The organism is Cerasibacillus sp. (genome assembly GCF_036516575.1).
Taxonomy (GTDB): domain Bacteria; phylum Bacillota; class Bacilli; order Bacillales; family Amphibacillaceae; genus Cerasibacillus.
The window spans coordinates 33,086-47,297 of record NZ_DATBTY010000080.1 but is presented as its reverse complement, the minus strand read 5'-3'; the positions used below and the strand labels follow the sequence as shown (position 1 = coordinate 47,297).

At 35.1% G+C, this 14,212-nt stretch carries 17 protein-coding genes; 5 read left to right on the top strand and 12 right to left on the bottom strand.

The window, feature by feature from the left end; all coding sequences use genetic code 11:
- Positions 1-282 carry a YlaN family protein gene (locus tag VIG73_RS14035; protein ID WP_331643149.1) on the bottom strand — a complete coding sequence of 94 codons (282 nt, stop codon included), beginning with the start codon at positions 280-282 and terminating at the stop codon, positions 1-3.
- A 225-nt stretch (positions 283-507) separates the two neighbouring features.
- On the opposite strand from VIG73_RS14035, the gene VIG73_RS14030 reads away from it, so the two are divergent.
- Together VIG73_RS14030 and VIG73_RS14025 are read left to right on the top strand one after the other, a co-directional pair.
- Positions 508-1,002: a hypothetical protein gene (locus VIG73_RS14030; protein WP_331643095.1), complete on the top strand. Its 495-nt coding sequence runs from the start codon at positions 508-510 to the stop codon at positions 1,000-1,002.
- Positions 1,003-1,087: 85 nt separating this feature from the next.
- Complete coding sequence (locus VIG73_RS14025) at positions 1,088-1,675, top strand: YhcN/YlaJ family sporulation lipoprotein (protein WP_331643093.1); 588 nt, start codon at positions 1,088-1,090, stop codon at positions 1,673-1,675.
- A gap of 38 nt (positions 1,676-1,713) precedes the next feature.
- On the opposite strand, the gene VIG73_RS14020 is transcribed toward VIG73_RS14025, so the two are convergent.
- A complete protein-coding gene (locus VIG73_RS14020) occupies positions 1,714-2,025 on the bottom strand; it encodes a YlaH-like family protein (protein WP_331643091.1) in 312 nt (103 codons plus the stop codon).
- 171 nt (positions 2,026-2,196) lie between these two features.
- On the opposite strand from VIG73_RS14020, the gene VIG73_RS14015 reads away from it, so the two are divergent.
- On the top strand, positions 2,197-2,370 hold the full coding sequence (locus VIG73_RS14015) for a hypothetical protein (protein WP_331643089.1): 174 nt from the start codon (positions 2,197-2,199) through the stop codon (positions 2,368-2,370).
- Positions 2,371-2,380: 10 nt separating this feature from the next.
- On the opposite strand, the gene VIG73_RS14010 is transcribed toward VIG73_RS14015, so the two are convergent.
- From VIG73_RS14010 to VIG73_RS13965, 10 genes are all read right to left on the bottom strand, one after another.
- Complete coding sequence (locus VIG73_RS14010) at positions 2,381-3,193, bottom strand: inositol monophosphatase family protein (protein WP_331643087.1); 813 nt, start codon at positions 3,191-3,193, stop codon at positions 2,381-2,383.
- A 112-nt stretch (positions 3,194-3,305) separates the two neighbouring features.
- Positions 3,306-3,503 carry a hypothetical protein gene (locus VIG73_RS14005; RefSeq protein WP_331643085.1) on the bottom strand — a complete coding sequence of 66 codons (198 nt, stop codon included), beginning with the start codon at positions 3,501-3,503 and terminating at the stop codon, positions 3,306-3,308.
- A 228-nt stretch (positions 3,504-3,731) separates the two neighbouring features.
- Positions 3,732-3,863 (bottom strand): GapA-binding peptide SR1P, encoded by a 132-nt coding sequence (locus tag VIG73_RS14000; protein ID WP_414648420.1) that lies wholly within the window; start codon positions 3,861-3,863, stop codon positions 3,732-3,734.
- A gap of 83 nt (positions 3,864-3,946) precedes the next feature.
- Positions 3,947-4,771: a polysaccharide deacetylase family protein gene (locus VIG73_RS13995; RefSeq protein WP_331643081.1), complete on the bottom strand. Its 825-nt coding sequence runs from the start codon at positions 4,769-4,771 to the stop codon at positions 3,947-3,949.
- Positions 4,772-4,868: 97 nt separating this feature from the next.
- Positions 4,869-5,618: an AAA family ATPase gene (locus VIG73_RS13990; RefSeq protein WP_331643079.1), complete on the bottom strand. Its 750-nt coding sequence runs from the start codon at positions 5,616-5,618 to the stop codon at positions 4,869-4,871.
- 894 nt (positions 5,619-6,512) lie between these two features.
- On the bottom strand, positions 6,513-7,919 hold the full coding sequence (gene lpdA, locus VIG73_RS13985) for a dihydrolipoyl dehydrogenase (RefSeq protein WP_331643077.1): 1,407 nt from the start codon (positions 7,917-7,919) through the stop codon (positions 6,513-6,515).
- Positions 7,920-7,923: 4 nt separating this feature from the next.
- Positions 7,924-9,198, bottom strand: a complete 1,275-nt coding sequence (locus tag VIG73_RS13980) for a dihydrolipoamide acetyltransferase family protein (RefSeq protein WP_331643075.1) — start codon at positions 9,196-9,198, stop codon at positions 7,924-7,926.
- Positions 9,199-9,223: 25 nt separating this feature from the next.
- A complete protein-coding gene (locus VIG73_RS13975) occupies positions 9,224-10,201 on the bottom strand; it encodes an alpha-ketoacid dehydrogenase subunit beta (RefSeq protein ID WP_331643073.1) in 978 nt (325 codons plus the stop codon).
- Positions 10,202-10,204: 3 nt separating this feature from the next.
- Complete coding sequence (gene pdhA, locus VIG73_RS13970; RefSeq protein ID WP_331643147.1) at positions 10,205-11,248, bottom strand: pyruvate dehydrogenase (acetyl-transferring) E1 component subunit alpha; 1,044 nt, start codon at positions 11,246-11,248, stop codon at positions 10,205-10,207.
- Positions 11,249-11,997: 749 nt separating this feature from the next.
- Entirely contained in the window at positions 11,998-12,654 is a 657-nt protein-coding gene (locus VIG73_RS13965; protein ID WP_331643070.1) for a YkyA family protein, read from the bottom strand.
- Positions 12,655-12,837: 183 nt separating this feature from the next.
- Between VIG73_RS13965 and def the strand changes: the two genes are divergently transcribed.
- The gene (gene def / locus VIG73_RS13960) at positions 12,838-13,389 is read left to right on the top strand and encodes a peptide deformylase (RefSeq protein ID WP_331643068.1); all 552 of its coding nucleotides are present in this window, start codon (positions 12,838-12,840) and stop codon (positions 13,387-13,389) included.
- 612 nt (positions 13,390-14,001) lie between these two features.
- Positions 14,002-14,211: a DNA-directed RNA polymerase subunit epsilon gene (locus VIG73_RS13955; protein ID WP_331643066.1), complete on the top strand. Its 210-nt coding sequence runs from the start codon at positions 14,002-14,004 to the stop codon at positions 14,209-14,211.
- Position 14,212 lies beyond the last annotated feature (1 nt).

Genomic DNA, 14,212 nt, shown 5'->3' with positions numbered 1-14,212 from the left:
TTAGTCAGATTTCTGTGCTTTCTCATGTAAAATGTTTAATTCCATTTCTAAATTATCTAACAACGCTTTCCCTTCGCTTTCCTCTATTAGATTCAGGCGAACAGCAAAGTCAATTTCTCTTGATAGTCCGAACATTTGGGTATCCAATACTTCTTCATATAATGGACACTGTGGCATCGTTAAATTATCTATTTGAACCTTTATAAGCCGCAAAATCTTCTCAGCATCCGCCTCAAGAAGGGCACGAGCTTTCTCACGATAATTTATCGTTAACTCAGGCATCACATAAATCCCCTCCATTATAACTTAGCGTTACAAACTTGTATAAAAGTAAAATTATCCCATTCGTTAATAACGAAACATAAATCATATCTTTATCTTATCGCTTGCATTGTTAAAATGCAAATGAAAATCCGTTAATTGTAATGAACGGAATAGTTGTTTCGTGATATTTAGGGAGATGTTTGTTATTCTAAATACGAGTGAAATAGAAAGGTGGAATTATAATTGATTATTCCAATTACTGGAAGTGTTACATATCCGATTACATTAGATTCATCTGTATGGATTTTTGACGATCGTAAAATTTTATTAGACGAAGCCCTTCGTGGCGTAGAACAAATGGGGGAATCAGAAGAAGAAAAACTAAAAAGAACTGTTAGAGGTTATGATAATGACTGGTATCATCATGAACATATCAAACCACCCGTAAATAAAAGTCTTTCAAAAAAGGAACGTGAAGAAGCATTAAGACATTCCTGGGTGATGCCACTCCATCATTTCATTGAATATGCTGAAGTTAAAAGAGATGCCACAGAGGCTGAGCTTGTTACTGATGACGGAAGCGTTGACATTCCATTAAGTAAGTTACAAAAATCTTATCTGCTATTTGCTGTTGACGGAAAACCTGTACCAGAAAAAGGCCCTGTTCATCTATATTATAAGGATGGGTCAAACAAAGACAATCCAATACAAGGAATTAAAAAAATCATTATTAAATAAGAGACTGAAATATTTTTCGTATAATTTAGCACCTTTCACTTAGACTAAGAACAGTCATTTCATTGTCTAAATAGGAGGGTGCGAAATGAAAATTCGCTTCATTTTACTGCTCTGTCTCATATTTCTTTCGGGGTGCCTTAATGAAGGAAATCCAAATACGTTAAGCGATGAAAACCAACGCTTTTTACAAGTCGAACAGTCAAGTAAACCGAACGAACAAAGTAAAACAAATACGGAGATTGCTAACCATCTTAGGGATGTTGCTATCCAATCACCACAAGTGGAGAATGCTACAGCTCTTGTTGTAGGACCGTATGCCGTTGTCGGTATTGATGTTGATAAAAATCTTGATCGTTCACGAGTTGGTTCAGTAAAATATACGGTGTCAGAAGCGTTAAGAAATGATCCTTATGGTAAGACCGCAGTCGTGATTGCTGATGCAGATATCAATCAGCGTTTAGTGAATATGAGAGAGAAAATAGACGAAGGATATCCGGTTCAAGGAATTATTGAAGAACTCGCCGCTATCATTGGACGTTATATGCCAGACGCACCGACACCACAACAAGAACCGTCCGAACCAGATCAAAACAAAAACATCTTACCGGAAAACGAACAGAAAGAATTAGATGACATACAAGATGAGCAATCAAACCGTGAAAAAAATCAATAAAGATAAAAAACGAGCTAGACCACTAGCTCGTTTTCATTTCAATTAGGATTTTCTTGTTTTTTATCTCGTTGGTAATGTAAGCGGAAGCGATAAATGGCTAGGACAATGGTTGTAATAATTAAGCTCTCGGTAATCGGTAATTGAAAAATACTAAACACGGTTACGACCATCATACCAATAGCTAGCAAGATATAAACAATGATATTTTTCCCTAGTGATAATTTACGAGCAAAACCGAGTTTATAGGAAATCGCACCAAATATTAAATTTAATACATATAATGTCCAATACATATGCTGATCTCCGTATGAATTCAGGATATAATCGAAAATAATACTATTCATATACATACATGTTCTCCTCTACAAAATACTCATTTAACTTCCCTCATCATAGCATTTTTTCTTCAGTATTTTAACTAAAATCTATTATTTCAATCTGCGCTTTTGCTTCTAATTAATTTTTCATATATACTAAACCAAGATATAGAGTTTCTTTTAACATAATAGAGGTGTTGAGTGGTGAAGAAGATTGATTTTCCAATGCTATTGTTAGCTATGCTTGTTATCTTCATGTTTATCGGTGCTGCCATCGGTATTTCTTTACAAAATATTTGGATGGTCATAGGATTAATATTATTAGGTTTTATGTTTATGGGAGTTGGAATCTCTATCAAACAAAAAAGAAGCAAGTGACTTGATTTTTTTAAGTCACTTTTCTTCCTTTTTTAATATAGTCAATTATTTCTTTTTGAATCGCCGGGTTACACGTTAAAATTGGATTCTTAGTTAACATATTTAATGGTTCACCATCAATCGTTGTTGTCACCCCGCCTACCTCATTGACAATAACAATACCTGCGGCAATATCCCATGGTGATAGTCTAAGGGCAAGATAACCATCCAATATCCCCTCTGCAACATAAGCAAACTCTAACGCTGCTGAACCATATGTTCTCGTACCACGAATGTTTCGGACAAATTTCTGCATTGTCTGTTCGCATACTAAATGATTTTCACATAACCAAAAATGATTCATAGCTATTATAGCCTTATCTAAAGATACGTCCTTGTCTAATTGCTTTAATGGCTGGTCATTTTTAAATGCTCCTTCTCCTCGTTTGGCGGAATATAATACATTACCTATAACATCGTAAATGAGGCCAATCTCACCAATTTGATTATGGTAAATACCAATGGATATAGCAAAGTTTTGCTTTTGATGAACAAAATTCATCGTTCCATCTATTGGGTCTATAATCCATACCGTTCCATCTAGGCGAGAAAGTTTATCACCATAACCTTCTTCACTTATTATCAAGTGATTAGGATATGTTTTTCGAATATTATTTGTCAACATTATTTCAGTGTCACGGTCAAGTTCAGTTACTAAGTCATTTGGATTCGATTTTGTAGATATTTGATGTTCTTTATACATTTTCGATCGGATATATTGTCCAGCTTCAAATATCCACTCTTTCGCTTGTGAAAATATCTCGTTTCGACCGATTGTCTCCATTCCTATCCCTCTTTTCTACTTAATAACATTATCTTATGCCGAACAACCGTATGCAACTATTTGCACGTAAACAAAAAGACTCCGCTTCAAAAAATGAAGCGGAGTCCGTTTTTCACCCTGATTGCAATCTTTGTTCAATATCAATAAGCTCTCGAGTTAGTTTTGTTAAACGTTCTTTAGCTTTAACAATCATCGTTATATCGTTTGTTTGTAAGGCATCATATAGAGTTAATAATTCATAATCAATTTCCATTCGTAGCACCCTTTCTTTTCCTTCTTCCTGACGCAATGTATCTAAAACAAATTTCATTATGATCCACATCCTTTCATTTTTATTTATTACGAAGGGAGTTATAACTCTATATGCGCCTTCATTCAATCAATATTCCGAATGTTGTTTTCTTACTAATACATATGCCAATCATTTTGTTCGATATGCGTTTAGTTTATTATATAATACCCGCTCGATCATGACACAAAACATTAAATTTTATTAAAAAAGCACATCATTAATAAAACTGATGTGCAAAGAGTTATCTCATTTATTTTTGGTTTGACATTTGCTACATTGACCGTAAAGTGTCGTGACTTTATTTGTCTCGTAGTGCTCAACAATTTTTTGGCATTCTTTGCAGATGATTGTCCCCACTTTTACCTCTCCTTTAATCATCAACATTAATCTTCCATTAGTATAACATATTATATGATTAAATTCTATTTAGTGTGTCACATTAAGATTTATTTATCACTCTGTCATTTCACTTGCAGATAATGTGGGGCTAAGATTTCATAACCTTTTTCGCGTAATCCGATGACAATATCTTCTAATGCCTCTTTTGTCCACTTGCGATCATGCATGAGTAAATTAGCACCGTTATTTAGAAATTCCGTTTCTAACATGATATGGGTCAGTTTAGCTTTTTCCATATATTCCGGTAAAAAATCATATCCGTAGGACCAGTTCATTATAATCATATTTTCCTCTGCAACAACTTGCTTAGAAAAATCAGTATTCGCCCCAAATGGTGCACGGAAAAATGTTGGTCTTTCTCCTGTAATCTCTTCTACAATATCATTAACACGTATTATTTCTTCTCTTTGCTTCTCCTCACTTATATCGGGTAAGCGAGCATGACTATACGTATGATTTCCTATAACAAATCCCATTTGATGAATTTGTTTCAAAATTTCCTTCTGTTCTTTAGTCTCTAAAAAATGTCCATTAACAAAAAATATCGCACCTGCATTTTGTTCTTTTAACATATAGGCCATTTCTAAAGCATATTGGTCTGGTGCATCATCAATCGTTAACAACACGACTCGTTCGTTTGCCTTTTCATTTAAAGGTCGGATATACCAATTATGTTCATCAACACGGTGTGTGGCTTGAACGTCATCCTCATTATCTCGTTCAACGTATTTATTTTTCTCTTCTTGATTCTGTTTAGTTTGTTTAGGTTGCTGTTCAGTTGATAAATCACTATGTTTAACAGATTCATGTTTTTCATTTAAATTCGTTTCTGATTGACAACCGATTAATAATAGACATAAATAAATATAAGAAATTAGTTTTTTCAAAAAATCATCCTTTTATTTTTCCATTAAAATCAATTGTTTCGAAAAGCTTATGTATAAGGTTAGTATTGATTAATATGGACAGATATTAAATCTTCATCTACGAAAAACAGTCATCACAATGCTTCCTCTCATCTGGATAATTATCTATAAAATTACGGAAAGCTTTATCCGGATTTGAATGATTAAATTTCTTCAGGAACTCATCATATGTACCAACAAAATTTATCTTTCCTTTATGAAGTAGATGAATCTTACAATTCATTTCACTTAAATCATGCAAAACATGTGTCGACATGATAACTACTTTATCTTTATTTTTACTTAGATCAATAATGCCGTCCAATATATCAGCTTTAGAATGCGGGTCAACACCTGACGTTGGCTCATCAAATAAATAAATTTTTCTCTCCAATTTCATCGCTAATGTAAACGTTAGCCATCTTCTTTCACCAACAGACATATCACCATAATATGTATTAGACAAGTATTCTATTTTTTTCTTAAACTTTCCATCAAATAAATCGTAATTATTGTCATTCGTTTTTGGTTGATATCGATAATCACCTTTTAGAAATAATCTTATTAAATCCTTTCCTTTTAGACCAAGAGGAAAAAGCATTCCTTGAGTCATATACATGGTATCTTTAGTATTTACCCCCTGAACAACGCCTTTATCTACTTTTTTTAATAATATTCCCGATATAATATCAAATAACGTTGTCTTTCCTGATCCATTCACCCCCAGTAAAACGTTTACTACTCCAGGTTTAAATGTAGTGGATATATTTTCGAGAACATCCCCCCTTGTCTCATTGTATTTAAAATATAAATTATCTAATTTGATCATACAGCTACGCTCCTTTTAGTTTTTTCTAGGAATGATTGACATATTTTTTAAGGAGAAAAAACCTATGATTAAATAGATTAAAGTTGTTAAAACATTAATGATTACGATTTCAAAACTGAAATCACTTAACATGTTTAAAATATTCGATAAGTACACAACGGGATTTAAGCTGTACATAAAATATAAAAAATATGAATATGTTTCTAGTCCGAAATTTGCCAAATACAAAAATAAAATTAGTAATATCGTACCTATAGGTGCTATATTATTTGCGTTTACAGGGATGATTACCATCCATAACATTGAAAAGCATATTGGTATGAATGCAATTAGCATAGTCAATAAGCCTTTTAGAAATAGCTGAGAGAAATCAATTTTATATACAACGGATACGATTAAATTAAACACTGTCGTAAGTACAACAATATATAATAGTTGAGATAGCACTTTACCAAATATAATGACATGCTTATTACCGCTTAGAAATGTAAAGCTTTTTAGAAATCCTGAATCCCGATATTGAATGATAGCTAACAAGACACCGCTTAGCACGGTTGTTAACAGCATGAAACCCCAATAAATATGAATAAAATTTTGTACCTCTATACCCATTTTATTATTTGTGAATGCATTGAAACGAATTAAGAAAAACAAGATGGGGAGTGTTAAAAACCAAAAAAAACCTATTTTGTTGTATAAGTTTTGTTTGTTAAATATGTATACGTACTGCATGAGCTGCCTCATTAAATCACCTTATCATTCTACTAAGTTTTGTACATATGGTGATATCGTATCAAATATATTCATAACAGGCAATAAAATTCAGAAATATCACGATAATATAAATGGATATAAAAAAACAGAGAGCCGTTATGACCCTCTGTTTATGATTGATTATAACATATGTGTTGGTTTGCCGATTGCGATATCTGCAGCTTCCATTGCCATTTCACCTAATGTTGGATGCGCATGGATCGTAAGTGCAATATCTTCTGCTGTCATTCCTGCTTCAACAGCTAATCCGAGTTCAGCAATCATATCACTTGCGTTAGGACCTGCGATTTGTGCACCAATAACGAGACCGTCTTCTTTTCTTGTAACAAGTTTTAAGAAGCCATCTGTACTATTCATCGATAACGCTCGACCATTAGCTGCAAACGGGAACTTAGATGCTTTTGCATCAATTCCAGCTTCTTTTGCTTCTTTTTCAGTGTAACCTACGCTAGCTAACTCAGGTTCTGAGAATACAACTGCTGGCATTGCTAAATAATCAATAGCAGATTTTTCACCACTAATCGCTTCAGCAGCAACTTTACCTTCATAAGAAGCTTTATGTGCAAGTGGTGGGCCTGCAACAATGTCTCCAATCGCAAAAATATTACTTACATTTGTACGACATTGTTTATCGATTTTAATGAGTCCACGTTCATCTAATTCAATACCAACTTGTTCAAGACCAAGTTCATCTGTGTTAGGACGACGACCAACTGTGACAAGAACGTAATCAGCTTCGACAGTTTCTTCGTTACCTTTTACTTCATATGTTACTTTAACGCCATCTTTTGTTTCTTCAACGCCTTTTGCCATTGCTTCAGTAATAATTGAAGCACCTTTTTTCATCAGGTTTTTCTTCACAAGTTGGCTCATTTGTTTCTCGAAACCACCAAGGATATTCTTTGTACCTTCTAAGATGATAACTTCTGTACCAAAGTTAGCATAGGCAGATCCTAATTCAGTACCAATATATCCTCCACCAATAACGACCATTTTCTTAGGTAATTCCTTCAGTGCTAATGCTCCTGTAGAATCAAGAACACGTTCAGAAAATTTAAAGCCTGGAATTTCAATTGGTCTAGAACCAGTTGCAATAATACAGTTGTTAAATTTGTATGTTTGTGAGTTCTTATCATCCATGACTTTAACCGTTTTGTCATCGACAAAGTAGACTTCACCTTTAACAATATCCACTTTATTTCCTTTTAAAAGACCTTGTACACCGGAAGTCAATCGGTTAACAATATTACCCTTCCATTCTTGTACTTTAGAGAAATCTACAGAAACTTTTTCAGTTGTTATCCCTAACTCACTATTTCCTTGAGCTTGTTGGGCCGTATGACCAGCTTGAATCAATGCTTTAGATGGAATGCATCCTACATTTAAGCATGCTCCACCTAGGGCACCCTTCTCTACAATCGTCACTTTTTGTCCCATTTGCGCTGCACGGATAGCCGCTACATAACCACCAGGACCCGCCCCAACGACCAATGTGTCTACTTCAATTGGAAAATCCCCTACTACCATAAATCTACGCCTCCATCATTATTAGTTGTGGATCGTTTAATAAACGTTTGATTTGATTTAGAGCCAATTGAGCTGTCGCACCATCCACAATACGATGATCAAAGCTCAATGATAATGCAAGTACTGGAGCAATGACTATCTCTCCATTACGTACAATCGGCTTTTCTTGAATACGCCCAATACCTAAAATGGCTGCTTCAGGATAATTTAAGACAGGTGTAAACCATTGGCCACCTGCAGATCCGATATTCGTAATTGTACTTGAGGCTCCCTTCATCTCCTCAGATGTCATTTTACCACTTCGTGCCTTTTCTGCCAATTCATTTATCTCTTTTGATATATCAAAGATTGATTTACGGTCAGCATCTTTTACAACAGGAACGAGTAAACCACGATCAGTATCAGCTGCTATACCGACATTATAGTAATGTTTATAAACAATTTCTTCCGTTTCATCATCAATAGCTGCATTTAAGACTGGGAACTTCTTAAGTGCGGAAACGAGTGCTTTCACGACATACGGTAAGTATGTTAGTTTAATCCCTTGTTCACTAGCAACTTCTTTAAACTTACGACGATGAGCAACTAATTCTGTCACATCGATATCATCCATTAAAGTAACATGTGGTGCCTTTGTTTTCGATTCTACCATTGCTTGTGCAATCGCACGACGAATACCGCTCATTTTTTCACGTGTTTCTTCATATTGTCCCGCTGCTACAATCGGTGACTCTTCCGTCACTTTAGTTGTCTCTGTTTGTTCAGTTGATTCAACTTCTGTCGGTTGTTCACCACTCATAAAACGATCAATATCTTCTTTTAATATACGTCCGTTTTTCCCTGTTCCAGTAACTTGGCGAATATCTACATCTCGATCTCGGGCATATTTACGGACTGATGGCATCGCTATGACCAGTTTCGTTTCTTCTGTTTCATCTTCGACTTCTTTGTTATTAGTCACCTTCGTTTCTTTCTCAATAGTAGGTGCTTCTGGTTCAGGTTCTACTACATCCTCTGTAGGTTCCGCTATATCTTCATATCCTTCTGCATCAATGGAAATAAGTGTGTCACCAACGATTGCGACACTGCCTTCATCAACGTGAATTTTTAAAACCGTTCCTTCAACAGGAGAAGGAATCTCAACGACCGCCTTATCATTTTGCACTTCACATAAGACATCGTCTTCTTTAATTTCTTCGCCTTCTTTAACAAACCATTTTACAATTTCACCTTCATGAATACCTTCGCCAATATCTGGAAGCTTAAATTCAAATGCCAATAGACTCGACCTCCTACTCCGATTTTTAATAGTTTAGTACATATTTAACTTTTTCAATAATATCTTTATCGTCCGGCAACCATAAGTGCTCTGCTTCTGCAAAAGGATAAACCGTGTCTGGTGCTGCTACACGCATGACAGGTGCTTCAAGATGTAAGATTGCTCTTTCTTGAATTTCTGCTACGACATTAGCCGCAATACCCGCTTGGCGCTGAGCTTCTTGAACAACAATGACACGATTTGTCTTTTTAACTGATTCAACAATTGTTTCATAATCAATTGGTGAAACAGTGCGCAAATCAATGACTTCAGCATTAATTTTTTCTTTTTCTAGTTGTTCCGCCGCTTTTAATGCAGAGTGAACCATTGCACCATATGCAATAATAGTTACATCTTTTCCTTTTCGCTTAACATCCGCCTTACCTAATTCGATTGTATACTCACCTTCTGGAACTTCTTCACGGAATGAGCGATATAACTTCATATGCTCTAAGAAAACGACTGGATCGTTATCACGAATAGACGAAATCAATAATCCTTTTGCATCATATGGAGTTGAAGGAATGACGACTTTTACGCCAGGCTGTTGAGCAATTAATCCTTCTAATGAATCAGCATGTAACTCTGGTGTATTAACCCCTCCACCAAATGGTGAGCGAATCGTAATCGGCGCATGTTCCGTATTACCAGAACGGAATCTCATACGAGCCATTTGCCCGTTAATTGAATCCATAGTCTCATAAACGAAACCGAAGAACTGAATTTCTGGCACAGGGCGGAATCCTTCTAAGGCTAAACCAATTGCCAACCCATTAATTGCAGACTCCGCTAAAGGTGTATCAAATACACGTTTTTCGCCAAACTCAGCTTGTAATCCGTCTGTTGCCCGGAATACACCACCGTTTTTACCGACATCTTCCCCAAACACTAATACATTTTCATCATTTTTTAATTCGATTCGTAATGCATCAGTGATTGCTTGTATCATAGTCATTTGTGCCATCGTTTATTTCGACTCCTTTGCCTTATATTCTTCCATTTGCTCTTGTAAATTTAGTGGAAGTTCTTCAAACATATTCCCAATAAAATCAGTAACTTTCTGCTTTGGATATTGGTCTGCCTTTTTAATAGCTTCACGAATATCTTCTTTTGCTTGTTCAATGACTTGATCTTCTTCCTCTTGAGACCAAAGTCCCTTTTCTTCTAAAAAGATTCTAAAACGAACAAGCGGGTCCTTCTTTTCCCATTCGGTATCTAAATCGGATGTACGATATCGCGTTGGGTCGTCACCAGCCATTGTGTGTGGACCGTAACGGTAAGTAATTGTCTCAATTAGCGTTGGTCCTTCACCTTTTATAGCCCGTTCACGAGCATGCTTTGTAACGGCATATACAGCCAATGGGTCCATTCCATCTACTTGGATTCCTTCAATACCGGCAGCGACTGCTTTTTGTGCAAGTGTTTTAGCTTTGGTTTGCATTTCTCTCGGAACTGATATAGCAAAGCCGTTATTTTGAACGATAAAAATACAATTTGCATCATATACCCCTGCAAAGTTAATCCCTTCATAGAAATCACCTTGGGAAGTTCCACCATCACCCGTGTATGTGACAGCAACAGCGTCTTTTCCACGTAGTCTCATTCCAAGCCCGACTCCTGCCGCTTGAATATATTGGGCACCGATAATAATTTGCGGGCTTAATGCACGGACCCCTTCAGGCATTTGATTACCATGATAATGACCTCTAGAAAATAGAAATGCTTGGTATAAAGGAAGACCATGCCAAATTAATTGTGGTACATCCCGATATGCTGGTAATAGAAAGTCTCCTTTTTCCATTGCAAAGTGACTGGCAATTTGCGATGCTTCTTGTCCAGCTGTCGGAGCATAAAACCCTAAACGTCCTTGGCGGTTTAAGGCGATTGAGCGTTGATCTAGTATACGTGTGTAAACCATTCGACGCATCAATTCTCTTAACTCCTCATCCGATAGATCAGGCATATCATCCTTTTCAACTACTTTTCCTTCTTCATTCAGAATTTGAAACATTTCAAACTTTTTTTCTACTTTGTTTAGTACATGTTTCACTACCTTCACCTCTTCCTTTCCTAAGGGTTTTTATTTAGTTTACCCTAAAATTCAATCTGTACTTCTACAGTTTGGGTAATAAATGAACTGTTACATATACAAACTTACATTTAATAGTACAACTTTCTAATTCTAATTCTACCTTATGAATCGGATTCTGGTCAACTACTTTGTAACCTGCTTCATAATATAACCAACGACTTTAGTACATATTATACTTGTATTATACGTATACACTCATCCTGTTATAGTCTCTATGTAAACTGTACTATCAATTATTCTTAAACTAACAATGCCAAAAAACGAGCCAAGAATACAATAATAAGGTTCCAATCATCGGACTTTGATAATTGGAACCTTTTTTGTTGGTCGATTTTCGTTATATGTTGTTGGAGTTTGTTTATGGTGATGAACATTCTCAAGTTTACCACTATGAACGCAAAACCTAATTTATTTTCCTACTTTCTATTTGACTCTTACTGTCATTCGAGCGAAACGCAAAATAGCCTTTAAGAACCCGGAGAACCTACAGGAAGTGGTTTTTCGAAGAGGATTAAGCCATACCCGTGGAAAACGGCCACCTGTAGTACACGTAACAAAGTTGTTAGCTCGATCTATCGTTCGCAGTCCGAGAATGCTATTCATCGTGAAATTGATTCATTTTCTTTTTACATTCACTGGTTGTTTTGTCCTAGCCACTTCGCTTAATCCTATTCGTCGTATGCCACATCCAAATCTGCTTTCTCATAAAATTTACGTTTCAAGTCATTATATTCCTCAGTTTTTTTATTGAATGTATTATTTATCTCAATAATCGTTTCATAATGTTCATTTAACAACTCGATATGTTTAGATAACTGTTCTTGTGTTGAATCTTCGTCAGCTAACATGTTATATAGTTCTTTTTCCAAGTCCAAAGTATCTTTATATGTTTGAAAAATGTCGTCATATGCATCGTAACGTTCAATCATTTTATCGTATAGCTGATTGAGAGAATGCTCTATTTCTTCATCAGTTACGTCATCTTTAAGTGCCTTTACTTTTATAAATTCCTCTTTTGCTGTTTGAAGACTCTCGTTTTCTAATTTGATTAGCTCTAAACGCTTTTCAATTAGTTCATTGGCCTCATTAGAAAGCTTTTTTATTTCATCTAATTGTTCCGAAGATAGATCGATAATCTTGTCGTATATATCTTGCTCTTTTTTTTCTAGTTTTATTAATTCTTTTTGGTTCTTTGAAAACTCTTGCTCTAAAGAAACGGTTTCTTCCAAATGGCCATATATTTTCTCTTGTACTGATTCACCACATGCAGAAAGCATGAAAATTAAACCAACTAGGAGAATAAGATAATACATATTTCTAGTCATTTGCTCTCCCCTTTCACAAATAGTTTCAACATTATTTGTTCCAAGTATATCATAAGAAACATATGATGTAATATTAGTTATTATGACATGAACCGTGTTTAATCATATCATTTATGTTAAACTATTAACTAGTATTTATTTTTGTAGAAAAAGATTGCTAAACATATAGTGGAGTGACGATTTATGATTACGATGAAAGATATTGTACGAGAAGGTCATCCTGCTTTAAGAAAAAAATCTAAAGAAGTAGTCATGCCACCTTCAGAAGAAGAAGTTAAAACATTAAAGAAAATGCTTGAGTTCTTAAAGAATAGCCAAGATGATGAACTATGCGAGAAATATAAATTAAGACCAGGTGTTGGCTTAGCGGCCCCGCAACTTGGTATCACAAAACGAATGATAGCTGTTCATTTTGAAGATTTTAATGGTAAAAAGTACAGCTATGGTTTATTTAATCCAAAGATTATTAGTCATTCAGTTGAACAAGCTTATTTAGCGGCTGGTGAAGGCTGCTTATCAGTAGATCGCCCGATTGAAGGTTATGTCCCGAGGTATGCACGCATTACCGTAAAAGCGACTGATATCGAAGGAAATGAAATTAAACTCCGATTAAAAGATTATGCAGCGATTGTGATGCAACATGAAATTGATCATTTAAATGGAGTTATGTTCTATGACCATATTAATGAGGATAATCCTTTCCATGCTCCTTCTAACGCAAGGGCAATTGAGTAGTTTTATAAAAATCGCTTCACTCAACCGGTGAGGCGATTTTTTAGTTTTCAATCATGTATAAGTTTATTATGTAGGCAAAGCATATAATAAAACGAAGCTTTTTGGATATAATTTTAACAAGCAAAAGTCAATCTACATAATCTTTTTGCATACTATAGAGTAAAGCGTTTTAAATTAGTTCGAGTATAACCCTTTTCTTATTTCAAAAAGGATACTATAATAAAATTAAGTAGGAAAGGATCGGTTGAACGTCAAGTGCTTTTCTTAAACAATGGAAAGGAGATGCCCGATTATGTTGAAACGTCTAAGAGAAAAGCTAAAAAAACGTTTAAAAGACTTACTGGGCAGAGGACGTGTACCAACAACATATAAAAATAACAATGGCCAATCATCGTAACGTACTTGCCATTCATCGGACTATATTAAGCGAACCAACATGAATTCAATAAAATCCTAATTACTAATATACGGAAACAATACGGATATCATACGGAAAACAGAATTTAAAATAGTTATCGAGCGTTTGATGACTATCATTTCACTCGAATCTTTTTTGGATTTCAATTTAATCATGGAAAATAATGGAATAAATGACTAGGAGCGATAAGTAAAATGATTTTTAAAGTATTATTTCAAGAACATCCTGACGAAGTACCGACTCGCGAACGAACTAAAAGTGTTTATTTAGAAGCAGATTCTATTCGAGACGTACGTCAGAAATTACAAGATAAGCGTATCAATATTGAATATATCCAGCCCTTAACCGAAGCACACTTAGCCTATGACCAGCAATCTGAAGACTATCAATTGGAGAATGTTTAAA